Origin of the sequence: Viridibacillus sp. FSL R5-0888 (assembly GCF_038009105.1) — a bacterium.
In the GTDB taxonomy this organism is placed as follows: Bacteria; Bacillota; Bacilli; order Bacillales_A; family Planococcaceae; genus Viridibacillus; species Viridibacillus arenosi.
On record NZ_JBBPAU010000001.1, the window covers coordinates 15,048 to 41,209 of the forward strand.

General features: G+C 40.2%; 19 protein-coding genes, 1 tRNA gene, 4 rRNA genes, 1 other RNA gene, 1 pseudogene and 1 other annotated feature. Of the genes and pseudogenes, 21 read left to right on the top strand and 5 right to left on the bottom strand.

All coding sequences use genetic code 11. The annotated features are described in order from the left end of the window. The first annotated feature begins 150 nt into the window (after nt 1–150). The 7 genes from MKY02_RS00060 (at nt 151) to MKY02_RS00090 (ending at nt 10,292) form a co-directional block, all read left to right on the top strand. The gene (locus MKY02_RS00060) at nt 151–1,251 is read left to right on the top strand and encodes an HD-GYP domain-containing protein (protein ID WP_038178742.1); all 1,101 of its coding nucleotides are present in this window, start codon (nt 151–153) and stop codon (nt 1,249–1,251) included. Nucleotides 1,252–1,655: 404 nt separating this feature from the next. Continuing rightward, a 16S ribosomal RNA gene (locus tag MKY02_RS00065) occupies nt 1,656–3,208 on the top strand. Between the two features lie 184 nt (nt 3,209–3,392). After that, nucleotides 3,393–6,322, top strand: a 23S ribosomal RNA gene (locus MKY02_RS00070). Nucleotides 6,323–6,385: 63 nt separating this feature from the next. Continuing rightward, nucleotides 6,386–6,501 (top strand): 5S ribosomal RNA (gene rrf, locus MKY02_RS00075). The 16S, 23S and 5S rRNA genes sit together here, the layout of an rRNA operon. Nucleotides 6,502–6,785: 284 nt before the next feature. After that, nucleotides 6,786–7,265 carry a glutathione peroxidase gene (locus MKY02_RS00080; RefSeq protein WP_038181043.1) on the top strand — a complete coding sequence of 160 codons (480 nt, stop codon included), beginning with the start codon at nt 6,786–6,788 and terminating at the stop codon, nt 7,263–7,265. A 105-nt stretch (nt 7,266–7,370) separates the two neighbouring features. Further along, nucleotides 7,371–8,837 carry an IMP dehydrogenase gene (guaB, locus tag MKY02_RS00085; protein ID WP_038181040.1) on the top strand — a complete coding sequence of 489 codons (1,467 nt, stop codon included), beginning with the start codon at nt 7,371–7,373 and terminating at the stop codon, nt 8,835–8,837. Nucleotides 8,838–8,954: 117 nt separating this feature from the next. Beyond that, nucleotides 8,955–10,292 (top strand): D-alanyl-D-alanine carboxypeptidase family protein, encoded by a 1,338-nt coding sequence (locus MKY02_RS00090; RefSeq protein WP_280521834.1) that lies wholly within the window; start codon nt 8,955–8,957, stop codon nt 10,290–10,292. Nucleotides 10,293–10,326: 34 nt separating this feature from the next. Here MKY02_RS00090 and pdxR read toward each other — a convergent pair whose 3' ends face one another. Beyond that, nucleotides 10,327–11,736 carry a MocR-like pyridoxine biosynthesis transcription factor PdxR gene (gene pdxR, locus MKY02_RS00095; protein WP_076035515.1) on the bottom strand — a complete coding sequence of 470 codons (1,410 nt, stop codon included), beginning with the start codon at nt 11,734–11,736 and terminating at the stop codon, nt 10,327–10,329. Between the two features lie 103 nt (nt 11,737–11,839). Between pdxR and pdxS the strand changes: the two genes are divergently transcribed. The 3 genes from pdxS to serS all read left to right on the top strand — a co-directional run bounded on the left by pdxS (nt 11,840) and on the right by serS (nt 14,979). Then, on the top strand, nt 11,840–12,727 hold the full coding sequence (gene pdxS / locus MKY02_RS00100; protein WP_038181033.1) for a pyridoxal 5'-phosphate synthase lyase subunit PdxS: 888 nt from the start codon (nt 11,840–11,842) through the stop codon (nt 12,725–12,727). Between the two features lie 4 nt (nt 12,728–12,731). Next, on the top strand, nt 12,732–13,325 hold the full coding sequence (gene pdxT / locus MKY02_RS00105) for a pyridoxal 5'-phosphate synthase glutaminase subunit PdxT (RefSeq protein ID WP_076035514.1): 594 nt from the start codon (nt 12,732–12,734) through the stop codon (nt 13,323–13,325). Between the two features lie 31 nt (nt 13,326–13,356). Then, nucleotides 13,357–13,572, top strand: a binding site (T-box leader). Between the two features lie 120 nt (nt 13,573–13,692). Beyond that, nucleotides 13,693–14,979: a serine--tRNA ligase gene (gene serS / locus MKY02_RS00110; protein WP_076035513.1), complete on the top strand. Its 1,287-nt coding sequence runs from the start codon at nt 13,693–13,695 to the stop codon at nt 14,977–14,979. Nucleotides 14,980–15,019: 40 nt separating this feature from the next. On the opposite strand, the gene MKY02_RS00115 is transcribed toward serS, so the two are convergent. The 3 genes and pseudogenes from MKY02_RS00115 to tadA form a co-directional block, all read right to left on the bottom strand. After that, entirely contained in the window at nt 15,020–15,580 is a 561-nt protein-coding gene (locus MKY02_RS00115; protein ID WP_340710442.1) for an SF0329 family protein, read from the bottom strand. Between the two features lie 18 nt (nt 15,581–15,598). Further along, nucleotides 15,599–16,054, bottom strand: a complete 456-nt coding sequence (locus MKY02_RS21970) for an SF0329 family protein (protein WP_445329617.1) — start codon at nt 16,052–16,054, stop codon at nt 15,599–15,601. A gap of 21 nt (nt 16,055–16,075) precedes the next feature. Continuing rightward, nucleotides 16,076–16,552 (bottom strand): annotated as a pseudogene (tadA, locus tag MKY02_RS00120) (tRNA adenosine(34) deaminase TadA); the annotation flags it as partial. 89 nt (nt 16,553–16,641) lie between these two features. Between tadA and MKY02_RS00125 the strand changes: the two are divergent. From MKY02_RS00125 to MKY02_RS00140, 4 genes are all read left to right on the top strand, one after another. Further along, nucleotides 16,642–17,784 (top strand): glycosyl hydrolase family 18 protein, encoded by a 1,143-nt coding sequence (locus tag MKY02_RS00125; RefSeq protein WP_038181023.1) that lies wholly within the window; start codon nt 16,642–16,644, stop codon nt 17,782–17,784. 177 nt (nt 17,785–17,961) lie between these two features. Beyond that, nucleotides 17,962–18,600 (top strand): deoxynucleoside kinase, encoded by a 639-nt coding sequence (locus MKY02_RS00130; RefSeq protein ID WP_038181021.1) that lies wholly within the window; start codon nt 17,962–17,964, stop codon nt 18,598–18,600. Beyond that, nucleotides 18,597–19,268: a deoxynucleoside kinase gene (locus MKY02_RS00135; protein WP_038181019.1), complete on the top strand. Its 672-nt coding sequence runs from the start codon at nt 18,597–18,599 to the stop codon at nt 19,266–19,268. The genes MKY02_RS00130 and MKY02_RS00135 overlap by 4 nt, the downstream gene beginning before the upstream one ends. A gap of 142 nt (nt 19,269–19,410) precedes the next feature. Then, nucleotides 19,411–19,953, top strand: a complete 543-nt coding sequence (locus MKY02_RS00140) for an LOG family protein (RefSeq protein WP_340710443.1) — start codon at nt 19,411–19,413, stop codon at nt 19,951–19,953. 121 nt (nt 19,954–20,074) lie between these two features. Here the strand turns inward: MKY02_RS00140 and MKY02_RS00145 are convergent. Then, nucleotides 20,075–20,167, bottom strand: a tRNA-Ser gene (locus tag MKY02_RS00145). Nucleotides 20,168–20,436: 269 nt separating this feature from the next. Here MKY02_RS00145 and ffs point away from each other — a divergent pair. From ffs to MKY02_RS00180, 7 genes are all read left to right on the top strand, one after another. Continuing rightward, nucleotides 20,437–20,703, top strand: an RNA gene (gene ffs / locus MKY02_RS00150) — signal recognition particle sRNA large type. Between the two features lie 144 nt (nt 20,704–20,847). Then, complete coding sequence (dnaX, locus tag MKY02_RS00155) at nt 20,848–22,629, top strand: DNA polymerase III subunit gamma/tau (RefSeq protein ID WP_076035511.1); 1,782 nt, start codon at nt 20,848–20,850, stop codon at nt 22,627–22,629. A gap of 29 nt (nt 22,630–22,658) precedes the next feature. Continuing rightward, nucleotides 22,659–22,979, top strand: coding sequence for a YbaB/EbfC family nucleoid-associated protein (locus tag MKY02_RS00160; RefSeq protein ID WP_038181016.1), 321 nt, complete (start codon nt 22,659–22,661; stop codon nt 22,977–22,979). 11 nt (nt 22,980–22,990) lie between these two features. Then, nucleotides 22,991–23,587, top strand: a complete 597-nt coding sequence (gene recR / locus MKY02_RS00165; protein WP_038181014.1) for a recombination mediator RecR — start codon at nt 22,991–22,993, stop codon at nt 23,585–23,587. Nucleotides 23,588–23,604: 17 nt separating this feature from the next. Further along, nucleotides 23,605–23,820 carry a YaaL family protein gene (locus tag MKY02_RS00170; protein ID WP_081730036.1) on the top strand — a complete coding sequence of 72 codons (216 nt, stop codon included), beginning with the start codon at nt 23,605–23,607 and terminating at the stop codon, nt 23,818–23,820. Between the two features lie 59 nt (nt 23,821–23,879). Next, nucleotides 23,880–24,158, top strand: coding sequence for a pro-sigmaK processing inhibitor BofA family protein (locus MKY02_RS00175; RefSeq protein ID WP_038181008.1), 279 nt, complete (start codon nt 23,880–23,882; stop codon nt 24,156–24,158). 389 nt (nt 24,159–24,547) lie between these two features. Continuing rightward, a 16S ribosomal RNA gene (locus MKY02_RS00180) occupies nt 24,548–26,100 on the top strand. Nucleotides 26,101–26,162 lie beyond the last annotated feature (62 nt).

Consider the following 26,162-nt stretch of genomic DNA (forward strand, 5'->3'; position numbering starts at 1 on the left):
ACTATATGTGCAATGCTCGGAGTTTTTTTGTTCTAACAAAAATTTAATTAATTTGATAAAAGGACTGAATATTTATATTACAATTAAAGTAAGTTTTAGATACAATATATACTAGGACAAATTAATTATCTTTTAAAGGAGTGCGTGCATATGAGCGCTACATTAGTGAAAGTGGCTGATTTGCGATTGGGTAGTATTGTGGCCGAAGATATAATGGCAAATACACAATATCCTATTGTATATAAAGATACTAAAATTACTAGAGAGCATTTAATTGTATTTCAGGCTTTCCAAATTCCAAAAATTCCAGTGCTCACTACATCAATCATTGAAAAAAAAGAAAAGGAAATTACGGTAGTTCCTGATAATGTTAAGGAAGATGAAGTGGTAGTAGAAAGTATGACACCATTTGCTAGCCAATATGGAAAGAGTGTTGCGGAATTTAAAGCCGAATTTTTTAAATGGCAGGCGGGCAGTAAAGTTGATATTGTAAAGGTTCGTACTATTATACTTCCGTTAATAGATTATGTATTAAGAGATCGTGCACTTATTTTTTCGTTGAATGAACTTTCAGATTCTAAAAACTATATTTATCATCATTCAGTTGCACTGAGTTTAATCTCGGCTGTAATTGCGCATAAGATGGGCTTAACAAAAGGTGATATTATTCAAATTGCCAGTGCAGCTGCTTTAGCTGATTGCGGTATGGCAAAAGTAAATAAAAAGATTCTTGAAAAAGCAGGGGCTTTAACTGAGCTAGAACTTAAAGAAATTCAAGAACATCCCTTTTATAGTGCACAATTAGTGAAAGATATTCCTCTTTTAAAATCTGATATGAAAATTGCTATATATCAGCATCATGAGCGATTAGATGGTAGTGGTTATCCATTAGGTGAGAAAGGTAATTCCATTGCTGTGTACTCTCATATTATTGCAGTAGCTGATGTTTTTCATGCTATGACATGCGAACGAGTATACAGAGAAAAGGAATCATCATTTAAAGTATTAGAAATGATTCGCGAATCGCAATTCGGTAAATTTAATATTGAAGTTGTCCACACATTGTTTAGCTGTATAGCTGATTTACCGTTAGGAACAAAAGTAGAATTATCTAATTTTGCATTAGCAACAATTGTTTTTGTAAATAAGGATACCCCTACTCGTCCAGTTGTAAAGTTAATAGATACATCAGAAATTATAGACTTATCAAGGAATCGTATATTATATATCGAAAGATTAATCGTCGAATAGCTTTATTAATTCTATCCCTTAATTAAGTCGTTCTATAGGAAGAAACTCTTTAGAAAGATAAGTAGTTTTATATTTTAGGGATAGAATTTCATTTTTTATTAAAAAGTGTTGACAGTTATATCGAAAGTGTTATATTATATTACTTGTCGCTAAGACGTACTTAACAAAACTTAATAACTTTACTTTCAAATAAAACTTTTTAAAAAGCGGTTGACAGTTGAAGATATAAATGTTAAGATTTATAAGTCGTCAAAACAACACGATAAAATGAACCTTGAAAACTGAACATGCAAGACGTTAATCAATAAATGTTTTTGAACATCAACTCTGTTGGTGGATCAAAACAAAAATAGATATCATCTTCGGATGATACGCTAGCAAAGCTAATGAGCTTTCAAACTACTTTTATGGAGAGTTTGATCCTGGCTCAGGACGAACGCTGGCGGCGTGCCTAATACATGCAAGTCGAGCGAATGATGAAGAAGCTTGCTTCTTCTGATTTAGCGGCGGACGGGTGAGTAACACGTGGGCAACCTACCTAGTAGATTGGGATAACTCCGGGAAACCGGGGCTAATACCGAATAATCCATTTTGTCACATGGCAAAATGCTGAAAGGCGGTTTCGGCTGTCACTACTAGATGGGCCCGCGGTGCATTAGCTAGTTGGTGGGGTAACGGCCTACCAAGGCAACGATGCATAGCCGACCTGAGAGGGTGATCGGCCACATTGGGACTGAGACACGGCCCAAACTCCTACGGGAGGCAGCAGTAGGGAATCTTCCACAATGGACGAAAGTCTGATGGAGCAACGCCGCGTGAGTGATGAAGGTTTTCGGATCGTAAAACTCTGTTGTAAGGGAAGAACAAGTACGTTAGTAACTGAACGTACCTTGACGGTACCTTATTAGAAAGCCACGGCTAACTACGTGCCAGCAGCCGCGGTAATACGTAGGTGGCAAGCGTTGTCCGGATTTATTGGGCGTAAAGCGCGCGCAGGTGGTTTCTTAAGTCTGATGTGAAAGCCCACGGCTCAACCGTGGAGGGTCATTGGAAACTGGGAGACTTGAGTGCAGAAGAGGAAAGTGGAATTCCAAGTGTAGCGGTGAAATGCGTAGAGATTTGGAGGAACACCAGTGGCGAAGGCGACTTTCTGGTCTGTAACTGACACTGAGGCGCGAAAGCGTGGGGAGCAAACAGGATTAGATACCCTGGTAGTCCACGCCGTAAACGATGAGTGCTAAGTGTTAGGGGGTTTCCGCCCCTTAGTGCTGCAGCTAACGCATTAAGCACTCCGCCTGGGGAGTACGGCCGCAAGGTTGAAACTCAAAGGAATTGACGGGGGCCCGCACAAGCGGTGGAGCATGTGGTTTAATTCGAAGCAACGCGAAGAACCTTACCAGGTCTTGACATCCCAATGACCGCTCTAGAGATAGAGTTTTCCCTTCGGGGACATTGGTGACAGGTGGTGCATGGTTGTCGTCAGCTCGTGTCGTGAGATGTTGGGTTAAGTCCCGCAACGAGCGCAACCCTTGATCTTAGTTGCCATCATTTAGTTGGGCACTCTAAGGTGACTGCCGGTGACAAACCGGAGGAAGGTGGGGATGACGTCAAATCATCATGCCCCTTATGACCTGGGCTACACACGTGCTACAATGGACGATACAAAGAGTCGCTAACTCGCGAGGGTATGCTAATCTCATAAAATCGTTCTCAGTTCGGATTGTAGGCTGCAACTCGCCTACATGAAGCCGGAATCGCTAGTAATCGTGGATCAGCATGCCACGGTGAATACGTTCCCGGGCCTTGTACACACCGCCCGTCACACCACGAGAGTTTGTAACACCCGAAGTCGGTGAGGTAACCTTTATGGAGCCAGCCGCCGAAGGTGGGATAGATGATTGGGGTGAAGTCGTAACAAGGTAGCCGTATCGGAAGGTGCGGCTGGATCACCTCCTTTCTAAGGATAATTACGGAAACAGATCTTGGATCTGTCGATTAACGTCTTGCGTTCAGTTTTGAAGGCTCATTGTAAAATGATCTTCAAAACCTTGTTCTTTGAAAACTGGATAAAACGACATTGAAGCAAATTAAGTAACACATTTTTTATTATTAAGTTTTTTAGGCTTAATAACTAACTTTTAGGTTAAGTTATTAAGGGCGCATGGCGGATGCCTTGGCACTAGGAGCCGAAGAAGGACGGCACTAACACCGATATGCTTCGGGGAGCTGTAAGTGAGCTTTGATCCGGAGATTTCCGAATGGGGGAACCCACTGTTCGTAATGGAGCAGTATCTTGACGTGAATACATAGCGTCTTGATGGCAGACCCAGGGAACTGAAACATCTAAGTACCTGGAGGAAGAGAAAGAAAAATCGATTCCCTGAGTAGCGGCGAGCGAAACGGGAATAGCCCAAACCAAGAGGCTTGCCTCTTGGGGTTGTAGGACACTCTATATGGAGTTACAAAGGAATGAGTTAAACGAAGCGGTCTGGAAAGGCCCGCCAGAGCAGGTAACAGCCCTGTAGTTGAAAGTTCATTCTCTCTTGAGTGTATCCTGAGTACGGCGGAACACGTGAAATTCCGTCGGAATCTGGGAGGACCATCTCCCAAGGCTAAATACTACCTAGTGACCGATAGTGAACCAGTACCGTGAGGGAAAGGTGAAAAGCACCCCGGAAGGGGAGTGAAATAGATCCTGAAACCATGTGCCTACAAGTAGTTAGAGCCCGTTAATGGGTGATAGCGTGCCTTTTGTAGAATGAACCGGCGAGTTACGATTACATGCGAGGTTAAGTTTTAGAAGACGGAGCCGCAGCGAAAGCGAGTCTGAATAGGGCGAATGAGTATGTGGTTGTAGACCCGAAACCAGGTGATCTACCCATGTCCAGGGTGAAGGTAAGGTAACACTTACTGGAGGCCCGAACCCACGTACGTTGAAAAGTGCGGGGATGAGGTGTGGGTAGCGGAGAAATTCCAATCGAACCTGGAGATAGCTGGTTCTCTCCGAAATAGCTTTAGGGCTAGCCTCGTGATAAAGAATCCTGGAGGTAGAGCACTGTTTGAACTAGGGGTCCATCCCGGATTACCGAATTCAGACAAACTCCGAATGCCAGTGATTTATGCACGGGAGTCAGACTGCGAGTGATAAGATCCGTAGTCAAGAGGGAAACAGCCCAGACCACCAGCTAAGGTCCCAAAGTAATTGTTAAGTGGAAAAGGATGTGACGTTGCTTAGACAACCAGGATGTTGGCTCAGAAGCAGCCATCATTTAAAGAGTGCGTAATAGCTCACTGGTCGAGTGACGCTGCGCCGAAAATGTATCGGGGCTAAACAATTCACCGAAGCTGTGGATGGACATCTTAGATGTCCGTGGTAGGAGAGCGTTCTAAGTGCTGTGAAGTCAGACCGGAAGGACTGGTGGAGCGCTTAGAAGTGAGAATGCCGGTATGAGTAGCGAAAGACGGGTGAGAATCCCGTCCACCGAATGACTAAGGTTTCCTGAGGAAGGCTCGTCCGCTCAGGGTTAGTCGGGACCTAAGCCGAGGCCGATAGGCGTAGGCGATGGACAACAGGTTGATATTCCTGTACCACCTATTTACCATTTGAGCAATGGGGGGACGCAGTAGGATAGGGTAAGCATGCTGTTGGTTATGCATGTTCAAGCAGTGAGGCGTGAAATGAGGCAAATCCCATTTCTATAACGTTGAGCTGTGATGACGAGGACGTATGTCCGGAGTTCCTGATTTCACACTGCCAAGAAAAGCCTCTAGCGAGGTAAAAGGTGCCCGTACCGCAAACCGACACAGGTAGTCGAGGAGAGAATCCTAAGGTGTGCGAGAGAACTCTCGTTAAGGAACTCGGCAAAATGACCCCGTAACTTCGGGAGAAGGGGTGCTCTAGTAGGGTGAAAGCCCGAGAGAGCCGCAGTGAATAGGCCCAGGCGACTGTTTAGCAAAAACACAGGTCTCTGCAAAACCGTAAGGTGACGTATAGGGGCTGACGCCTGCCCGGTGCTGGAAGGTTAAGAGGAGTGCTTAGCGCAAGCGAAGGTGCGAATTGAAGCCCCAGTAAACGGCGGCCGTAACTATAACGGTCCTAAGGTAGCGAAATTCCTTGTCGGGTAAGTTCCGACCCGCACGAAAGGCGTAACGATCTGGGCACTGTCTCAACGAGAGACTCGGTGAAATTATAGTACCTGTGAAGATGCAGGTTACCCGCGACAGGACGGAAAGACCCCGTGGAGCTTTACTGTAGCCTGATATTGAATTTTGATACATCTTGTACAGGATAGGTAGGAGCCAGAGATTCCGGAGCGCCAGCTTCGGAGGAGGCGTTGGTGGGATACTACCCTAGATGTATTGAACTTCTAACCCATGCCCCTTAGCGGGGTAGGAGACAGTGTCAGGCGGGCAGTTTGACTGGGGCGGTCGCCTCCTAAAGAGTAACGGAGGCGCCCAAAGGTTCCCTCAGAATGGTTGGAAATCATTCGTAGAGTGTAAAGGCATAAGGGAGCTTGACTGCGAGACCTACAAGTCGAGCAGGGTCGAAAGACGGGCTTAGTGATCCGGTGGTTCCGCATGGAAGGGCCATCGCTCAACGGATAAAAGCTACCCCGGGGATAACAGGCTTATCTCCCCCAAGAGTCCACATCGACGGGGAGGTTTGGCACCTCGATGTCGGCTCATCGCATCCTGGGGCTGTAGTCGGTCCCAAGGGTTGGGCTGTTCGCCCATTAAAGCGGTACGCGAGCTGGGTTCAGAACGTCGTGAGACAGTTCGGTCCCTATCCGTCGTGGGCGTAGGAAATTTGAGAGGAGCTGTCCTTAGTACGAGAGGACCGGGATGGACACACCGCTGGTGTACCAGTTGTTCTGCCAAGGGCATCGCTGGGTAGCTATGTGTGGACGGGATAAGTGCTGAAAGCATCTAAGCATGAAGCCCCCCTCAAGATGAGATTTCCCATTACGCAAGTAAGTAAGATCCCTCAAAGACGATGAGGTAGATAGGTTCGAGGTGGAAGTGTGGCGACATACGGAGCTGACGAATACTAATAGATCGAGGACTTAACCAAATTTTACTTAACGAACTTCAATGTAATTTATCCAGTTTTGAGAGAACAAGTTCTCTAATATAGTCTAGTGATGATGGCAAAGAGGTCACACCCGTTCCCATGCCGAACACGGAAGTTAAGCTCTTTAGCGCCGATGGTAGTTGGGGGTTTCCCCCTGTGAGAGTAGGACGTTGCTAGGCACATCAAAGCACAGCTGATTTAATCAGTTGTGTTTTTTTTATTACTTATATTTATAATTAAGTATAATGTTGTACTTAATTTAGAAGGTTTATATTCCATTAAAATACATTACCTAAACGTAGAATGAAAAGAATATTCAGGAACCCTATGTATCTATCTCGATTTATATATAAATACTCTATTTGAATTCGTTTTTCTTGTACAAATATTAAATAGAACATATGGTTAAAAGAAGTACAATCAAATAGAATGGCAGAATTTATTCTAACAGGAGGTATGGAACATGACAGTAGTCTATAATTTTACGGTTAAAAAGGTAGATGGAGAGCAAAAAAATTTAAGTGATTTTACTGGTAAACCGTTGTTAATTGTCAATACAGCAAGTAAATGTGGTTTTACACCACAATTTAAAGAATTACAAGCAATGTATGAAAAATATAACCATCAAGGATTTGAAATTTTAGGTTTTCCTTGTGATCAATTTAATAATCAAGAGTTTGCAGATATCGATGAAACAATGCAATTTTGCCAAAAGAATTATGGAGTAAACTTTCCAATGTTTGCAAAAGTGGATGTAAAGGGTGATAATGCTGATCCACTATTCAAACACTTAGTTTCAGAGAAAAAAGGTTTACTAACAGAGGGAATTAAATGGAATTTCACTAAGTTCTTAATAAATAAAGAGGGGAAGGTTGTAGCTCGTTATGCACCTCAAACTTCACCTACTAAAATTGAAAATGACTTAAAATCTGTATTGAAGTGAACAATTCTAAATAATCTTATTTATCGCAGAGTCCTTGACAAGTGAATAGTCACGTTGTTAATCTTACAATTAATATTCTTTTACAAAACAGGAGGAGTTACCGAAATGTGGGAAACGAAATTTGCCAAAGAAGGTTTAACGTTTGATGATGTATTACTTGTACCAGCACATTCTGAAGTATTACCGAAAGATGTAAGTTTATCAGTTAATTTAACACCAAAAATTAAATTGAATATCCCTATTATTAGTGCTGGAATGGATACAGTAACTGAGGCACCAATGGCAATTTCTATGGCTCGTCAAGGTGGTATTGGTATCATCCACAAAAATATGAGCATTGAAGAGCAAGCGGATCAAGTAGAGAAAGTAAAACGCTCTGAAAATGGAGTTATTACAAATCCGTTTTTCCTAACACCAACTCATCAAGTATTTGATGCAGAACATTTAATGGGTAAATACCGTATTTCCGGTGTTCCAATTGTAAATAACGATAAAGACCTTAAATTAGTAGGAATTATTACAAACCGTGATTTACGCTTTGTACAAGATTACTCCCAAAAAATTGAAGAAGTTATGACTAAAGAAGATCTAGTTACAGCTCCTGTTGGAACAACTTTAGATGATGCAGAAAAAATACTTCAACAATATAAAATCGAGAAATTACCAATCGTTGATGATGAAGGCGTCTTAAAAGGCTTAATCACAATTAAAGATATAGAAAAAGTTATGGAATTCCCGAACGCTGCTAAAGACCATTTAGGTCGTTTACTTGTAGGTGCTGCAGTTGGTGTTACGAAAGATTCTATGGTTCGTGTACAAAAGTTAGTAGATGCACAAGTAGATGTAATTGTAATTGATACAGCACATGGTCACTCACAAGGTGTTTTAGAAGTAGTACGAGATATACGCGCAGCATTCCCAGAATTAGATATTATCGCTGGTAACGTTGCAACAGGTGAGGCTACAAAAGCTCTTTACGAAGCTGGCGCTGATGTAGTTAAAGTAGGGATTGGACCTGGTTCAATTTGTACAACTCGTGTTGTAGCAGGTGTTGGTGTACCTCAAATTACAGCAATTTATGATTGCGCGGCAGAAGCTCGTAAACAAGGTAAAACAATTATTGCTGATGGCGGTATTAAATACTCAGGTGATATTATTAAAGCTTTAGCTGCTGGTGGACATGTAGTAATGCTAGGTAGCTTGCTTGCAGGTACTTCTGAATCTCCAGGGGAAACTGAAATCTTCCAAGGCCGTCGCTTTAAAGTATATCGTGGCATGGGTTCAGTAGGAGCTATGGAAAAAGGTTCAAAAGATCGCTACTTCCAAGAAGATGCAAAGAAACTTGTTCCAGAAGGTATTGAAGGACGTCTTCCTTACAAAGGACCTCTAGCAGATACAATCCACCAATTAGTTGGAGGTATTCGCTCAGGTATGGGGTATTGTGGAACGAAAGATCTTCGTGATCTACGCGAAAATGCACAGTTCGTTCGTATGACTGGTGCGGGTTTACGTGAAAGTCATCCACATGATGTTCAGATCACGAAAGAATCACCAAACTACTCAATCTCATAATTTCGAGACTTTCCCATCCTTTCTACGTCAAAACTAGATGTAGAAAGGGTGTTTTTTTATACACCGTAGTTGCGAGCCCTGAATCTATGTTAAAATGAGCGGAGTAAGAGGAGTAATATGAACACATATGGAGGTATTATGGTGAAAACATCAAGAAAAAACACATGGTTACGATTAATCATGGTTTCTGCTTTGCTGTTAAGTATGTTTGTAACAATACCTAAGGCAGCGAATGCAGAAGACGAGCTGAATTTGCGCGTTAAAGGTGCCATTTTAATCGATGCAGACTCAGGTAAAATTTTATACCAAAAGAATGCGGACAAGTCTTTAGGAATTGCTAGTATGTCAAAAATGATGACCGAATATCTATTATTAGATGCAATTAATGATGGTAAAATTACTTGGGATCAAAAATATAAAGTATCAGAGTATGCATATAAAATTTCCCAAAATCGTGCACTTAGTAACGTGCCTCTACGTGCTGACGGTGAATATACAATTCGTGAATTATATGAAGCAATGGCAATTTACTCAGCAAATGGAGCGACTATTGCAATTGCAGAAACAATTGCTGGCTCAGAAACAGAATTTGTGAACATGATGAATAAAAAAGCAAAAAAAATGGGTTTGAAGAATTATACTTTCGTTAACTCAACAGGCTTAAATAATGCACAACTAGACGGTATGGAACCAGCAGGTACTGGTAAAACTGCTGAGAATAAGATGCCCGCAAAATCTGTTGCTAAATTAGCTTATCATTTATTAAAAGATCACCCTGATGTATTGAAAACTTCAAGCATTACGAAAAAAACATTCCGTGAAGGTACAGATGATGCAATTAAAATGTCTAACTGGAATTTCATGCTACCGGGTCTTGTATTTGAATATGAAGGTGTAGATGGATTAAAAACGGGTACAACTGATTTTGCTGGTTACTGTTTCACAGGTACTGCAACACGCAACGGAACACGTCTAATTGCAGTTGTTTTAGATGCTGTAGATGCTAAAGGTGAAGGAACATATAAAGCTCGTTTTGATGCAACACGCGCATTATTCGACTATGGTTTCAATCAATTTACTACAGAAGAAATTGTCCCGGCCAACTATACGTTTAAAGGACAAAAATCGATACCTGTAATTGATGGTAAAGAAGATAAAGTGAATATTGCTACAAAAGAAGCAATTTCAATTATGGTAAAAACTTCAGATAGAGATTTATATAAACCAAAATTAGTACTAGATAAAAAAGAACTAGACGCACCTGTTAAAAAAGGTGCTGTTGTTGGACATGTTGAAATCGAAAAAACCGAAGGTAAAGATTATGGATTTATCGATGGAGAAGTAAATAATGCAGAGGTAGTCACTACAAATACTGTTGAGAAGTCTGGCTGGATTTCCCGAGCTTTCAAAGGTATTGGTAACTTCTTCTCAGATTTATGGAATAAAATATTCTAATATAAAAAAGGCAATCACGACGATTGCCTTTTTATTATGCCTTAATTCCCCAAGCATCCATTAATTGTTGCACAGATTGATTAATTTCTTCATCTTTGATTCCCCCAAAACCAAGGAGAAACTGTGCCGATTTTCCATTTAGAATTGTATCCATCATATATTCCTGAATAGGTATAATACGAATACCTTTTTCTTGAGCCAAGTCTTTCAATTCTGTTGCATTTTTTGTGTGAGAAATTGTTAGTACGATATGCATACCTGCTTGTTCACCTGAAATTTTAACTGTTGGTGAAAATGGTTCTAGAGCTATTGTAAGCTTTTCTAATTTTTTACGATAGATTTTACGCATTCGATTTAAATGCTTCGCAAAATGGCCATCTCGCATGAATTGTGCGAGAATATGCTGTTCAAAGCGAGGTACTGTCGATGTATAGTAATTAAATGCCTGGTTGTACACTTCTACTAAATTTGGAGGTAGTACAAAATAGGCAATACGTAGCGAAGGCATGAGTGATTTAGAAAAGGTACTTATGTAAATCACACTGTCACTTTTATCCATTCCCTGTAATGCAGCAATTGGTTTCCCAATATAACGAAATTCACTATCATAATCGTCTTCGATGATATAACGATCATCCTTTTGAGAAGCCCAGTTTAAAAGCTGTGCTCTACGCGGGGCAGATAATACTGCGCCAGTCGGAAATTGATGCGAAGGCGTGACATAGACAACGTTAGCCTTAGAGTTCTCCAAATCATTGACCAATAGACCTTCATCATCTACATTTATCGGTATAGCAGGACGATCTGTTTGCTTAAATATGTGATGGGTTAAAGGATAACCTGGATTTTCAATTCCAAAGCGAGAAGAGGCTCCTAGGAGGCGAATAATCATAGGCATAAGTTGTTCTGTTCCAGAGCCAATTACAATTTGATTGGGTGCGCATATAACACCTCTTGATTGATATAAATACGTTGCAATTTCCTCGCGTAATTCTTGCTCTCCTTGGGGCGAGCCAATTAGTAATAGATCTTGAGATTGCTCATCAATTGCTTCCTTCGCATATTTCCTCCATAGATGGAATGGGAATGATTCTGTATCAATTTGTCCCGGGTTAAAATCTATTTTAAATGTTTCTCGGGATAAGGAAGGTGGAATCGCTGGATGTTGAATATCTTTTTCTACATAAGCAAGTTCTTCAACAGCTTCTACAAAATATCCGACGCGAGGCATTGAGGCAATAAAGCCTTCTGCTAGCAATTGTGCATAGGCGAGTTCAATTGTTGTTTGACTAATATTTAAAAATTCAGCTAATTTTCTTTTTGAAGGGAGTTTAGATTCAGTTGGTATTGTACCTTCTGTAATGCCCTTCTTAATGCCTTCGTAAAGCTGTTCGTACATAGGTTTAATAGAGTTTCTTTCTAGCTGAAACATAAGCATATCCATCATATCACCTCTTCTGACCATATGATTTACGTGTAAACTGAATCTTTTTATATGGTCAATTTTCATTATACTAACATCATACAAGAAAATGGAGGCGATGGAAATGACAAATCTAACAGGTACAGTTCGAGTAAAACGTGGAATGGCAGAAATGCAAAAGGGTGGCGTAATTATGGATGTAATTAATGCTGAGCAAGCAAAAATTGCTGAGGAGGCGGGCGCAGTTGCTGTTATGGCTCTGGAGCGTGTACCGTCTGATATCCGAGCTGCTGGTGGAGTAGCGCGTATGGCAGATCCTCGAATTGTGGAAGAAGTGATGTCAGCCGTATCAATACCTGTAATGGCAAAAGCGCGAATTGGCCATATTGTAGAAGCTCGTGTTTTAGAAGCAATGGGCGTAGATTACATAGATGAAAGTGAGGTGTTAACACCAGCAGATGAAGAATATCATTTGCTAAAAAGCGATTATAAAGTGCCCTTTGTTTGTGGATGTCGCGATTTAGGTGAAGCAACACGTCGTATTGCTGAAGGGGCAACGATGCTTCGTACAAAGGGTGAGCCAGGAACGGGTAATATAGTTGAAGCTGTTCGCCATATACGTCAAGTGAATGCACAGGTACGTAAAGTTGCAAACATGACACCAGATGAACTAATGACAGAGGCAAAAATTTTAGGTGCACCTTATGAACTTTTATTAGAAATCAACCGTTTAGGTCGATTACCGGTTGTAAATTTTGCTGCTGGTGGAGTAGCAACTCCCGCTGATGCAGCATTAATGATGGAGCTTGGAGCAGATGGTGTTTTTGTAGGCTCAGGTATCTTCAAATCTGAAAATCCTGCCAAGTTTGCAAAAGCCATTGTAGAAGCAACAACTCATTACAAGGATTATAAATTAATCGCTGAAATTTCGAAGGAACTTGGGGTTCCGATGAAAGGTATCGAAATCTCCCGCTTAAATCCACAAGATCGTATGCAAGATCGAGGCTGGTAAGATGATGAAAATCGGTGTTTTAGGTTTGCAAGGTGCTGTACGTGAGCATGTTCAAGCTATAGAAGCAGCTGGTGCTGTTCCAATTGTTGTAAAGAATGCAGAACAATTAAAGGAGCTAGAAGGTCTTGTACTACCGGGTGGTGAAAGTACAACGATGAGGAAGCTAATTGACCGTTACAGCATGATGAAACCCCTTCGTCAATTTGCTGACGATGGTAAACCAATATTTGGTACTTGTGCAGGATTAATATTATTAGCGAAAAATGTCATTGGCCAGCAAACGCCCCATATTGGCGTAATGGATGTTATTGTTGAACGTAATTCATTTGGTAGACAGATTGATAGCTTTGAAATACCCCTTTCTATAAAAAATATTGGTGAAAACTTCCCGGCAGTATTTATACGTGCACCTCATATTGTATCAGTGGGATCGAATGTTGAAGTATTAGCACAGTGTAATGGACGCGTTGTTTTAGCGAAAGATGGACAGTTTTTAGGCTGTTCATTTCATCCGGAATTGACAGAGGATCAACGAATCATGGCATACTTTGTGCAGATGGTTGAGAAAAGTGTTTTGACCACACTTGCAAAACGGTGAAATCTATTGTAAAGTATGGATAAAATTCAAATTAAACACGATGATAGGAAGTAGTAGCAAGTAAGTTTTTTTTATAGAGAGTCGACGGTTGGTGTAAGTCGATAAAAAACCTTGTGAATCCGTCCTGGAGTTGCTCAGCTGAATCTTTAGTAGGCTGTGGCCGGCCAACAAGCCGTTATGAAACAAGTGGATTGCATTTAGGTGCAATCAATTAGGGTGGCAACGCGGGTATGCTCTCGTCCCTTTCATGGGGATGAGGGCTTTTTTGTTGCTTATTTTTAGTATATCCTAGACCTAAAGTATTGTTTTGTAAGATTACCTTGATACATTTCTATTATCGAATTTACAAAACTGGAGGAATGGACATATGTTAGATATTAAACGAATCCGTGATAATTATACGGAAATTAAAGAAAAGCTATCTCACCGTAATGAAGATTTAGGAACCTTTGATCAATTTGAAACTCTTGATCAACAACGCCGTGATTTAATCGCAAAAACAGAAGTATTGAAAGCTGAGCGCAACCAAGTTTCTGAACAAATTGCTCAAAAGAAACGTAATAAAGAAAATGCGGATGCTGAAATCGCACATATGCGTAAAGTCGGCGATGACATTAAAGCATTGGATACAGAGCTTCGTGAGGTGGAAGGTAAATTCCAAGATATGATGATGCGTTTACCAAATATTCCACATGAAAGTGTACCAGTTGGAGACACGGAAGATGATAATGTGGAAGTAGCTAAATGGGGCGACATTCCTGAGTTTGATTTTGAGGTTAAAGCACACTGGGATCTAGGTACAGATTTGAACATCATCGATTTTGAAAGTGCTGCAAAAACAACAGGTAGCCGTTTCGTATTTTACCGTGGTCTAGGTGCTCGTTTAGAACGTGCTTTAATGAGTTTCATGATGGATTTACATTCTGAAGAACATGGCTATGAAGAGATGTTACCACCTGTAATCGTTAATCGTGATAGTTTAACAGGTACGGGTCAGCTTCCAAAATTTGAAGAAGACGTCTTCAAATTAGCGGATACAGATTACTTCTTAATCCCAACAGCAGAAGTACCGGTAACAAACTTCTTCCGTGATGAAATTTTAGATGCTGATATTTTACCGAAAGGCTTTTCAGCTTATAGTGCTTCTTTCCGTTCTGAAGCGGGATCTGCTGGCCGTGATACGCGTGGTTTAATTCGCCAACACCAATTTAATAAAGTAGAACTTGTGCGTTTCGTAAAACCAGAAGATTCTTATGATGAATTGGAAAAATTAACAGGCCACGCTGAAAAGGTTCTTCAACTTTTAGGTCTACCATATCGTAAATTAAAAATGTGCACATCAGATTTAGGCTTTACTGCTGCGAAAAAATACGATTTAGAAGTATGGATTCCAGCTCAAGGTACTTACCGTGAAATCTCTTCTTGCTCTAACTTTGAAGATTTCCAAGCGCGTCGTGCCAATATCCGTTTCCGTCGTGAAACAGGGGCAAAACCTGAATATGTGCACACATTAAATGGTAGTGGTCTAGCAATTGGGCGTACAGTTGCAGCACTTCTTGAAAACTATCAACAAGCAGATGGTTCTGTAGTTATTCCTGAAGTTTTACGTCCGTATATGGGCGGTAAAGAAGTAATTCAAGCACCAACTAAATAATTTATAAACGAAAAGGCTAATGCTAGGGGGCTCTCCTGCATTAGCCTTTTTTTGTTTTATTTATAATGCTCTCTGCTTCACAGCGAATTTGATAAAATTGCTGAATAGTAGGATGAACTCCAGTCATGTTTAAATTTTGTAATCTGCGTTTTCCTAAACGGTAATCAAACATTGCAAAGGCTTGAATGAGTACATTTTCTGATAGTAATGATTCTTCAATGGATAATTGCATATAGTACATGATTGCTTCATACAAGTAAAAGCTTTCGAAATTTCCTCGTTCCATTAAAGTTTCTTCAGCTAAATCATAGGCATCCTCTAATGCTCGTCTTTCAGGGAATCCTAACATTACATTGAAGTCTCTATTATATGGTATTGGTTTTAGCATATGTTGTTCTTTTAGTTGCGCATACAGTATGTTCCTCGGAACGATAAAACTTAAATCATCTGCATTTAAAATTTTTTGTTTATCTAATGTAAGCCAAACACTTGCTGGGTTATCATGTGCTTTGCGATATGTTGTTGCATAAATCTTCACGCGACCTTGCAACTTTTTACAAAGAAAGCTTTCGTATTTTTTTTTGATTTTGCTAAATTGCATAGGTTATCTCCCTTGAATCTAATAGTGAATACCTTCTGCCTCACAACGGATATGATAAAACTTTCTTTCAAATGAAGACTGTGGTGCAGTCATGTTTTTTAATTTACGTTTCCCTACACGACGATCAAGTAATGAGTATGCACGGATAATTGGGTTTGTTGAAGCTAGTGCATCTACAATTGATAAATGAGGGTATTGAGTAAATGCTTCATATAAATGTAAGCTAGCAATTTTATTTTGTTCAGCTATTTGTAATTCTTTAGAGAGTAGTTCAGAACAATACTTTCCTTGAATTTGTCCGTTAATAAATGCTAAATCATCTACATTAAAAATAGGGTCTTTATTTAGAGTTAACCAAATGTGTGGTATATCATCACGGGATTGATTATGTGTGGCAGATTGAAGTTCGACCTTTCCTTGTAACGACTCGAATAAGAAATTTTCAACGTCTGATTTTAATTTGGAAAATGGTATAACTTTAGAGACAGGAGTTGCTCGTTCAGCTTTTTTCTTACTACGTAAACTATTGAAGAAATCGCTTAATAATTGGCCACATTCAGCTGTTAAAATGCCCTCTGTCACTTCACACTTATGATTGAACCGTGAGTCATTAAGTAAATGATAGAGTGAATCTACACAACCCGCTTTACTGTCTCTAGCTCCATAAACGACGCGTGGCACTCTGGATTGTAAAATCGCTCCTGCGCACATAGGGCAAGGCTCTAAAGTAACATAGAGAGTTGTTTCTTCTAATCGCCAACTACCAATTTTGTTGCAAGCTTGTTGAATTGCCATGAGTTCAGCGTGGGTAACTGCATTCTGTGAAGTTTCGCGTAAATTGTGTGCACTGGCGATGACTTCATCCTTGTAGACAATGATGGCCCCAATTGGTACCTCTCCTAGTGATGCAGCCTTTTTTGCCTCTTCGATGGCCAATTGCATAAAGTATAGATCTTTTTTTAATACGTCCATAGATTCATCGCTCCTTGCAAAATAGTGTAGCACGGTTTAAACCCAATTCGCATATATTACTGGAGAAATAATGCTAGAGGAGGTTGCACTTGATTTATGTAGTGAAGCAAGGCGATAACATATATAATATCGCGAGGGCGCATAATACGACAGTCGCGACGATTGTTGCGCTTAATGAAATTCCAGATCCAGATGTTCTAGTTGTTGGGCAAGCGCTTGTATTACCTGAAACGCCAAATCCAAATCGCCCTACAATCGATACTAACGGTTATGTCGAATGGTATACAGCTGAAATTCCAGAAAGTTTAATAGCTCAGCTGAGAAGACGTGCACCACTATTAACTTATATGATGCCATTTTCATATGAAGTACGACGTGATGGCACTCTTACACCGCTAGATTGGGGAAGTATACCAGAGATAGCGAATGCAAATCAGACGGCAACAGCCATCGTATTAACAAATATAGAAAATAACGCTTTTAGTGATACATTAGCACATACTATTTTAAACGATACTACATTACAAGACTTAATCATTGGAGCAGCTTTAAAAGAGGCCTCTAATAAAGGGGCAAAAGATATTCATTTAGATTTTGAGTATTTGTTAGCTGAGGATAAGGGACGTTACGTTGATTTTTTGAACAGGTTCAGACAAAGAGCTCATGCTCAAGGATTAACGATTTCGGCAGCAGTCCCTCCCAAAACAAGTGCAAATCAGCCAGGAAAGTGGTATCAAGGGCACGACTATAAAGGGATAGGTGAAGCGGTTGATTTTGTTGTCATTATGACATATGAATGGGGATATAGCGGAGGTCCGCCAATGGCGGTATCACCAATTGGTCCAGTACGCCAGGTGTTAGAATATACTATAACCGAAATACCTGCTGATAAAGTAATGATGGGACAAAATTTATATGGATATGATTGGACATTACCATATAAAACAGGAAATCCGCCCGCAAGAGGATTGAGCCCTCAACAGGCTGTTGCTCTGGCAAGAAACCAAAATGCGGCGATTTCGTATGATCCAATAGCTGAAGCGCCATTCTTCCATTATTGGAGTGATGGGGTAGAGCATGTGGTGTGGTTTGAAGATGCACGTTCTATTGAAGCGAAGTTCAATTTGCTGAAGGAATTAAAGTTAAGGGGTATAAGTTATTGGCATATGGGTTTTGCCTTCCCTCAAAACTGGGCACTTTTACAAGAAATGTTCCACGTGAAAAAACGGTAATATTTAAACCTTCAGTTGATACTGGGGGTTTTTTTGCACACATTGATGATATTAAAATTTAGGGTATAAGTTACTTTTTATAAAATCACCTGTACTTAACGAGTCACTTCTGCTTTTCTTATTACTATGATAAAATGATAAGCACTGACTAAAAAAGACGATGAAGGGGGACTTCTGATGCCTGTACCGTTTATCACGGTTGAGGGGCCAATTGGCGTCGGAAAAACGTCACTTTCTAAAATAGTTGCTGAGACTTTTCAGTTTCACTTATTGAAAGAAATCGTGGACGAAAATCCGTTTTTAAATAAATTTTATGAAGACATTGATGAGTGGAGTTTCCAAACAGAGATGTTTTTCTTATGTAATCGCTATAAACAATTAACAGATATAAAGAATCATATACTATCGCATGAGAAAGCTGTAGTTGCAGATTATCACATTTTTAAAAATTTAATCTTTGCTAAAAGAACATTAAAAGAGTCTGAATTTCACAAGTATGAAGAAATATATCGGATATTAACTGCAGACATGCCATGTCCAAATGTAGTGGTTTATCTGCATGCAAGCGTCGATACTTTGATGAAACGAATTGCCATGAGAGGTCGCGAATTTGAAAAAATGATTTCAAGAGACTATATGGAGCAGCTCGTGACGGATTATCATGTATTTATTGAACGATTTGAAAAACAAAATCCAGATATTCCGGTATTACGAATAAATGGCGATGAAATTGATTTTGTGAAAAATCCATCAGATTTACAAAAAATCTTAAGAACTGTTGAAGAAACATTAGAAAAAGGGAGTTTCGAGTCATGAATTTAAGAGAAAAATACGGCATTCCTGCTAATGCAGTTATTACAATCGCGGGAACAGTAGGTGTCGGCAAATCGACAATGACAAAGGCGTTAGCAAATGCATTAAATTTCCGTACGTCATTTGAAAAGGTCGATTCGAATCCATACTTGGACAAGTTCTACGATGATTTCGAAAAATGGAGCTTCCATTTACAAATATATTTCTTAGCAGAACGTTTCAAAGAGCAAAAACGTATTTTTGAATATGGTGGTGGCTTTATTCAAGATCGTTCAATCTATGAGGACACAGGAATTTTTGCTAAAATGCATGAAGAAAAAGGCACGATGAGTAAAATTGATTATGAAACATATAAAAACTTATTCGATGCAATGGTTATGACACCTTATTTTCCACATCCAGATTTGCTAATTTACTTGGAAGGGCCAATTGAAGATATTTTATCGCGTATAGAAGAACGTGGTCGTCCGATGGAACAACAAACACCAAAGGATTATTGGTATGAAATGCACGGACGTTATGAAAACTGGATCGACAGTTTTAATGCATGTCCGGTATTACGTTTAGATATCAACGACTACGATTTGATGAAAAATCCAGATACAGTAGAAGTAATTGTGGAACGTATTAGTCACTTTATGGAGCAGACATCACATTTACGTCGTAAATAATCGGTTAAAAAAGACTGTCATTTCAATGACAGTCTTTTTTATAGCAATAAATAATATGTTTAAAATTACTATAAGAAATGGAGGAATATAATCATATATAGGTGCATTATTTTATATTTTTAAATAAGAGGGGGTGCACTTTATGAGGGTAGCAATTTACTGTGGATCTAAGATGGGGAGGAATTCTATATATGCTGAGAAAGCTATAGAGCTCGGTAAGTTTTTGGCTATACATGGTGTTGGGGTTGTTTATGGAGGATCAATTGTAGGTCTAATGGGTAAAGTGGCAGATGAGGTATTAGCTCATGGAGGAGAAGTAATTGGTGTTATGCCTACTTTTATGCAATGGAAAGAGGTTACACATCAGGGGTTATCAGAATTGGTTTTTGTAGATACTATGTATGAGCGTAAGGCTAAAATGGGGGAGTTAGCAGATGCCTTTATCGCATTGCCAGGTGGCGCGGGGACAATGGATGAGTTTTTTGATGTACTAACACTTTCTCAAGTAGGCCAGCATTCGAAAGCTGTATGCTTATATAACATCAATTCTTATTATGATTTTCTTCAAGCACATTTACAACATACTGTGGATGAAGGCTTCATGTTAAAAAGTCAGCAGAGGAAAATCGGTGTTGTAAGTTCGCCTGAAGAGCTCTTACTATTTATTAATCAATTTGATAAATAAAAAAAGAAACAAACATAAATGTTTGTTTCTAAAATTTCTGACTATATGTATTAGAGAAAAAATTCGTCACTTTAGCAACGAATACAATCTCAATATTATGCGCGTGTTTTTAAAAATAAAATGGAGGAGGAAGAGGGATTCGAACCCCCGCGCGGTATGACCCGCCTGTCGGTTTTCAAGACCGATCCCTTCAGCCAGACTTGGGTATTCCTCCGAAGAAAGTATGTTGTTGTCTTTCTGACAAGTAATACTTTATCATGTATTAAATATCTCGTCAACACTTTTTAATAAAAAAATTAAATTAATATTTAAAAGGTCTATTTTACAGAATTTTTTAAAGTGAAAAGTATTTTAATTAGAAGGTGAAAAATCGCTTGAAATAAGATATTAATCGATCTTAGGACTATTCTTTTGTTAATTGTAATATTTCGTTTCATGCTTTTATATTGATTTTTTTCATTATTCTTCGTATACTAATAGATGCCGTGCTAGGTGGGAAGGTAGCGGTGTCCTATAACTCGCAATCCGCTCTAGCGAGACTGAAGTCCTTTTCTAAGGCTGTCCGTATGTTTGGTCTGCCTTTTGCACGTAGTGTTGACGATTGGGTCCTACGCAATGCGTACCCGCGAACCATGTCAGGTCCGGAAGGAAGCAGCATTAAGCGGCTTATCGCATGTGCCGTAGGGTTGCCTAATCAGAGCTAACGACAAAAGTAACGCTTATGTACGGCTGTCGAAGGAAGGTGCACGGCATTTATCGTGCAAATTTCAAACTCATTCGTCGTTTTCGGCGAATGAGTTTTTTATTTTATCTAAAGGTATCGGCGGCTTTAATCAGCGCTCTTATGGTATAATAAATACATTCAACTAATCGGCAAAAAAGGAGAGGGAAACGTTGACGTATCAAGCTTTTTATCGTGTGTATCGCCCGCAATCATTCAGAGAAATGTCAGGACAGTCGCATGTTAAACGGACCCTCCAAAATGCTCTCCTTGCCAATAAAACTACGCATGCTTATTTATTCTCTGGACCTCGTGGTACAGGGAAAACAAGTACAGCGAAAATATTTGCAAAAGCATTAAATTGTGAGCATGCACCAACTGAAGAACCGTGTAATACATGTGCAACGTGCATTAGTATCACAAATGGGTCACATCCTGATGTCATTGAATTTGATGCTGCATCTAACTCTCGCGTGGAGGAAATGCGTGAGATTATTGAAAAAGTACGTTTTGCACCTGCAAGTGCCCGATTTAAGGTGTATATCATCGATGAAGTCCATATGTTATCTACAAGTGCATTTAATGCTCTACTTAAAACTTTAGAAGAACCGCCTGCGCATGTTGTATTTATATTGGCAACGACGGAGCCGCATAAGCTGCCAGCGACTATTATTTCACGTTGTCAAAGATTCGATTTTAAACGACTTTCTTCTATTGATTTATTGGAACGTATGAAAATCGTTTTAGAAGATATAGAACTACAATATGATGAGCAAGCGTTGAAGGTCATCGCTCAATCTGCTGCCGGAGGTATGCGAGACGCATTGAGTATGTTGGATCAAGTTGTATCTTTCAGTGGAGACAAGTTAACGCTAGAGGATGCTCTATTCGTGACAGGGTCTATAAGTCAGGAAGTCTTCTATGATTTAGCAAAAGCATTAGGAGATAAAGATATTGCACAAGTATTAGCGCTTTTAGAAAAATTAATAAGTGAAGGAAAAGATGCGGTGCGTCTATCAGAAGATCTCATCACATTTTTCCGTGACCTATTACTAATTCAAACAGCCCCTGATTTAGAGGATCTACTTGAGCTTGCCTCGTCAGATGAAAAGTTCAAAACTTTAGCCAACCAATTTACAACGGATACGTTATATGGATATGTTGATATCCTTTCGAAGACGCAACAAGAAATGCGTTTTTCACATCATTCCAAAATTTACTTAGAGACTGCTTTACTGAAAATGGCGCAATTCGCTCCAGGTCAACCCATCACTCAAGCCACTATTCAAGAAAATAGTCCAATGATGACGCAATCTACCGGCGAATCACCTAACGTTGCAGACCTTGAATCGAAAATTGCCTCTTTAGAACAAATTGTTCTGCAACTTCAACAAGGTGGCCAACAGCAACGTAATGCAGCACCTGCTCAACAACGACAACGACCAAAAGTGGATAGTGGTATGAAAATTAATGTTGGTCGTATCCAAGAGGTACTTAAAGTAGCAACGAAAAAAGATTTGCAAATGATAAAATCAGCGTGGTCTGATGTGCTAAATCAACTTCAAAAATCGCAATCAGCACTTTTGGAAGACGCTGAACCTGTGGCAGCATCTTCTAATGCGTTTGTGTTAAAATTAAAGCAGGGAGTTTATTGCACGATAGGTACTAATAATGGTACATTTTCAGCGATGTCTACAATCTTACAACCATTAACAGGTGTGGCCTATGAAATCGTAGTAGTGCCCGAGGATAATTGGCTGAAAATACGTGCAGACTTCATTCGTCAGCATGGTCTGGACAAACAGGTGCATTCATTAGAAGAAACACCTGCAGATAATGTAAACGAAATGACAGAACCTCTTTTTGTAGAGGAGCGAATTCCTTCAGAGGATCCGCTTGTCGCAAAAGCAGAGGAGCTTTTTGGTAAAGGTTTTGTAGAAATACTAGAAGAGTGAATTTTAATTATTTTGAGGAGGAAACTAATATGCGTGGTATGGGAAATATGAATAACATGATGAAACAAATGCAAAAAATGCAAAAGAAAATGATGGAAGCTCAAGAAGAACTAGCTGTTCAGGTATTTGAAGGTGTAGCTGGTGGTGGTATGGTGAAAGTAGTTATATCTGGTGAGAAGAAAGTGACTGACGTAATTCTTGATGAATCAGTAGTAGATCCAGAAGATATCGAAATGTTACAAGATCTAATTATCATTGCTACAAACGAAGCGATTAAAAAAGTAGACGAAACTACAAATGCTACAATGGGACAATTCACGAAAGGTATGAACCTTCCCGGCATGTTCTAGGAGGAATTGATATGCATTATCCTGAACCGATATCAAAATTAATTGATAGTTTTATGAAATTGCCAGGTATCGGGCCGAAAACCGCGGCTCGACTGGCGTTTTTTGTGTTAACAATGAAGGAAGATACTGTCCTATCATTTGCAAAAGCATTAGTTGATGCTAAACGTAACTTAACTTATTGTTCAGTTTGTGGTCATATTACTGATGTGGATCCATGTCATATTTGTCAGGATAAACAGCGTGATGCTTCAACGATCTGTGTTGTTCAAGATCCTAAAGATGTGATAGCCATGGAAAAAATGCGTGACTATCACGGCTTATATCACGTGCTTCATGGTGCAATCTCGCCAATGGACGGTATTGGCCCGGAAGATATTAATGTACCTACATTGTTGAAAAGATTACAAGATGATCAAGTACAGGAATTAATTTTAGCTACAAACCCTACTATAGAAGGTGAAGCTACTGCAATGTACATTTCGCGCCTAGTAAAACCATCGGGTATACGTACAACTCGTATAGCTCACGGTTTACCTGTAGGTGGCGATTTGGAATATGCTGATGAAGTAACTTTATCAAAAGCGTTAGAAGGAAGACGTGAACTGTAAAGTAAGGGGCGAACATGATGTTTTTTCGTAAACAAAAGCTACGTCAAGAATTTGATGAGAAGTTAGTGGTTCTAATGAGAGAAACCAAAGAAGACTGGCAGCAGACGCAAGAGATTGAAGGTTTACTAGATGATTATGATCTAGATACAATCGCGCAGCGTAAAATTGCTGAAAGTAAACACTTCTATCTATTTAAAGAAGCGCGTATTCGAAAAATCTTATTAAGAAAATGAATTAAAAACAGCATCCCAATCATATATTTCACTACTATCATAAAAGGAGTGGGATATATATGATGTGGAAACCGATTGTTGGTTTCGTAGGGGTGTTGTTTTTTTTCTTCCTATTAATGAGAACAAGAAAGCATTGGGGTAAAGCAATTGAGTGGCTATCAATTTTTTGGTTTCGTATAGCATTTTCTTTTGTACTACTGTTCGCACTACACTATTTATTAGGTTTTGCAGGATTGTTTGTTCCTATTAACTTTTTCTCTAGCTTGTTGGTTGCACTATTAGGTATACCAGGAGTAGCCTCTGTATTAGCAATTTCAATCTACTATAACTTTTTTTGAAAAACACTTGCGCACGCTTATAAAGCGTGTTATATTAGTTAAGTTGCTAATTTAAGTAACAGATCAACTAAAAAAACAATCTTAAAAAGTTGTTGACAACGAGAAGTGAAGTTGATATAATATAAAGGTTGCTACTAAAACTAAGCAACTTGTCAGGACGATAACTAAAAAAGAAATTTTTTAAAAGTTATTGACAACGAAATGTTATCCTGATATAATATTAAAAGTCGACTAGACATCGACCGAATACAATGAACCTTGAAAACTGAACATGCAAGACGTTAATCAATAAATGTTTTTGAACATCAACTCTGTTGGTGGATCAAAACAAAAAATAGATATCATCTTCGGATGATACGCTAGCAAAGCTAATGAGCTTTCAAACTACTTTTATGGAGAGTTTGATCCTGGCTCAGGACGAACGCTGGCGGCGTGCCTAATACATGCAAGTCGAGCGAATGATGAAGAAGCTTGCTTCTTCTGATTTAGCGGCGGACGGGTGAGTAACACGTGGGCAACCTACCTAGTAGATTGGGATAACTCCGGGAAACCGGGGCTAATACCGAATAATCCATTTTGTCACATGGCAAAATGCTGAAAGGCGGTTTCGGCTGTCACTACTAGATGGGCCCGCGGTGCATTAGCTAGTTGGTGGGGTAATGGCCTACCAAGGCAACGATGCATAGCCGACCTGAGAGGGTGATCGGCCACATTGGGACTGAGACACGGCCCAAACTCCTACGGGAGGCAGCAGTAGGGAATCTTCCACAATGGACGAAAGTCTGATGGAGCAACGCCGCGTGAGTGATGAAGGTTTTCGGATCGTAAAACTCTGTTGTAAGGGAAGAACAAGTACGTTAGTAACTGAACGTACCTTGACGGTACCTTATTAGAAAGCCACGGCTAACTACGTGCCAGCAGCCGCGGTAATACGTAGGTGGCAAGCGTTGTCCGGATTTATTGGGCGTAAAGCGCGCGCAGGTGGTTTCTTAAGTCTGATGTGAAAGCCCACGGCTCAACCGTGGAGGGTCATTGGAAACTGGGAGACTTGAGTGCAGAAGAGGAAAGTGGAATTCCAAGTGTAGCGGTGAAATGCGTAGAGATTTGGAGGAACACCAGTGGCGAAGGCGACTTTCTGGTCTGTAACTGACACTGAGGCGCGAAAGCGTGGGGAGCAAACAGGATTAGATACCCTGGTAGTCCACGCCGTAAACGATGAGTGCTAAGTGTTAGGGGGTTTCCGCCCCTTAGTGCTGCAGCTAACGCATTAAGCACTCCGCCTGGGGAGTACGGCCGCAAGGTTGAAACTCAAAGGAATTGACGGGGGCCCGCACAAGCGGTGGAGCATGTGGTTTAATTCGAAGCAACGCGAAGAACCTTACCAGGTCTTGACATCCCAATGACCGCTCTAGAGATAGAGTTTTCCCTTCGGGGACATTGGTGACAGGTGGTGCATGGTTGTCGTCAGCTCGTGTCGTGAGATGTTGGGTTAAGTCCCGCAACGAGCGCAACCCTTGATCTTAGTTGCCATCATTTAGTTGGGCACTCTAAGGTGACTGCCGGTGACAAACCGGAGGAAGGTGGGGATGACGTCAAATCATCATGCCCCTTATGACCTGGGCTACACACGTGCTACAATGGACGATACAAAGAGTCGCTAACTCGCGAGGGTATGCTAATCTCATAAAATCGTTCTCAGTTCGGATTGTAGGCTGCAACTCGCCTACATGAAGCCGGAATCGCTAGTAATCGTGGATCAGCATGCCACGGTGAATACGTTCCCGGGCCTTGTACACACCGCCCGTCACACCACGAGAGTTTGTAACACCCGAAGTCGGTGAGGTAACCTTTATGGAGCCAGCCGCCGAAGGTGGGATAGATGATTGGGGTGAAGTCGTAACAAGGTAGCCGTATCGGAAGGTGCGGCTGGATCACCTCCTTTCTAAGGATAATTACGGAAACAGATCTTGGATCTGTCGATTAACGTCTTGCGTTCAGTTTTGA

Excerpts from the sequence above, each read along its gene's own strand:
- MKY02_RS00060 (WP_038178742.1), top strand. The coding sequence starts at position 151 with ATGAGCGCTACATTAGTGAAAGTGGCTGATTTGCGATTGGGTAGTATT.
- MKY02_RS00080 (WP_038181043.1), top strand. The coding sequence starts at position 6,786 with ATGACAGTAGTCTATAATTTTACGGTTAAAAAGGTAGATGGAGAGCAA.
- guaB (WP_038181040.1), top strand. The coding sequence starts at position 7,371 with ATGTGGGAAACGAAATTTGCCAAAGAAGGTTTAACGTTTGATGATGTA.
- MKY02_RS00090 (WP_280521834.1), top strand. The coding sequence starts at position 8,955 with ATGAACACATATGGAGGTATTATGGTGAAAACATCAAGAAAAAACACA.
- pdxR (WP_076035515.1), bottom strand. The coding sequence starts at position 11,736 with ATGGATATGCTTATGTTTCAGCTAGAAAGAAACTCTATTAAACCTATG.
- pdxS (WP_038181033.1), top strand. The coding sequence starts at position 11,840 with ATGACAAATCTAACAGGTACAGTTCGAGTAAAACGTGGAATGGCAGAA.
- pdxT (WP_076035514.1), top strand. The coding sequence starts at position 12,732 with ATGAAAATCGGTGTTTTAGGTTTGCAAGGTGCTGTACGTGAGCATGTT.
- serS (WP_076035513.1), top strand. The coding sequence starts at position 13,693 with ATGTTAGATATTAAACGAATCCGTGATAATTATACGGAAATTAAAGAA.
- MKY02_RS00115 (WP_340710442.1), bottom strand. The coding sequence starts at position 15,580 with ATGCAATTTAGCAAAATCAAAAAAAAATACGAAAGCTTTCTTTGTAAA.
- MKY02_RS00130 (WP_038181021.1), top strand. The coding sequence starts at position 17,962 with ATGCCTGTACCGTTTATCACGGTTGAGGGGCCAATTGGCGTCGGAAAA.
- MKY02_RS00135 (WP_038181019.1), top strand. The coding sequence starts at position 18,597 with ATGAATTTAAGAGAAAAATACGGCATTCCTGCTAATGCAGTTATTACA.
- MKY02_RS00140 (WP_340710443.1), top strand. The coding sequence starts at position 19,411 with ATGAGGGTAGCAATTTACTGTGGATCTAAGATGGGGAGGAATTCTATA.
- MKY02_RS00160 (WP_038181016.1), top strand. The coding sequence starts at position 22,659 with ATGCGTGGTATGGGAAATATGAATAACATGATGAAACAAATGCAAAAA.
- recR (WP_038181014.1), top strand. The coding sequence starts at position 22,991 with ATGCATTATCCTGAACCGATATCAAAATTAATTGATAGTTTTATGAAA.
- MKY02_RS00170 (WP_081730036.1), top strand. The coding sequence starts at position 23,605 with ATGTTTTTTCGTAAACAAAAGCTACGTCAAGAATTTGATGAGAAGTTA.
- MKY02_RS00175 (WP_038181008.1), top strand. The coding sequence starts at position 23,880 with ATGATGTGGAAACCGATTGTTGGTTTCGTAGGGGTGTTGTTTTTTTTC.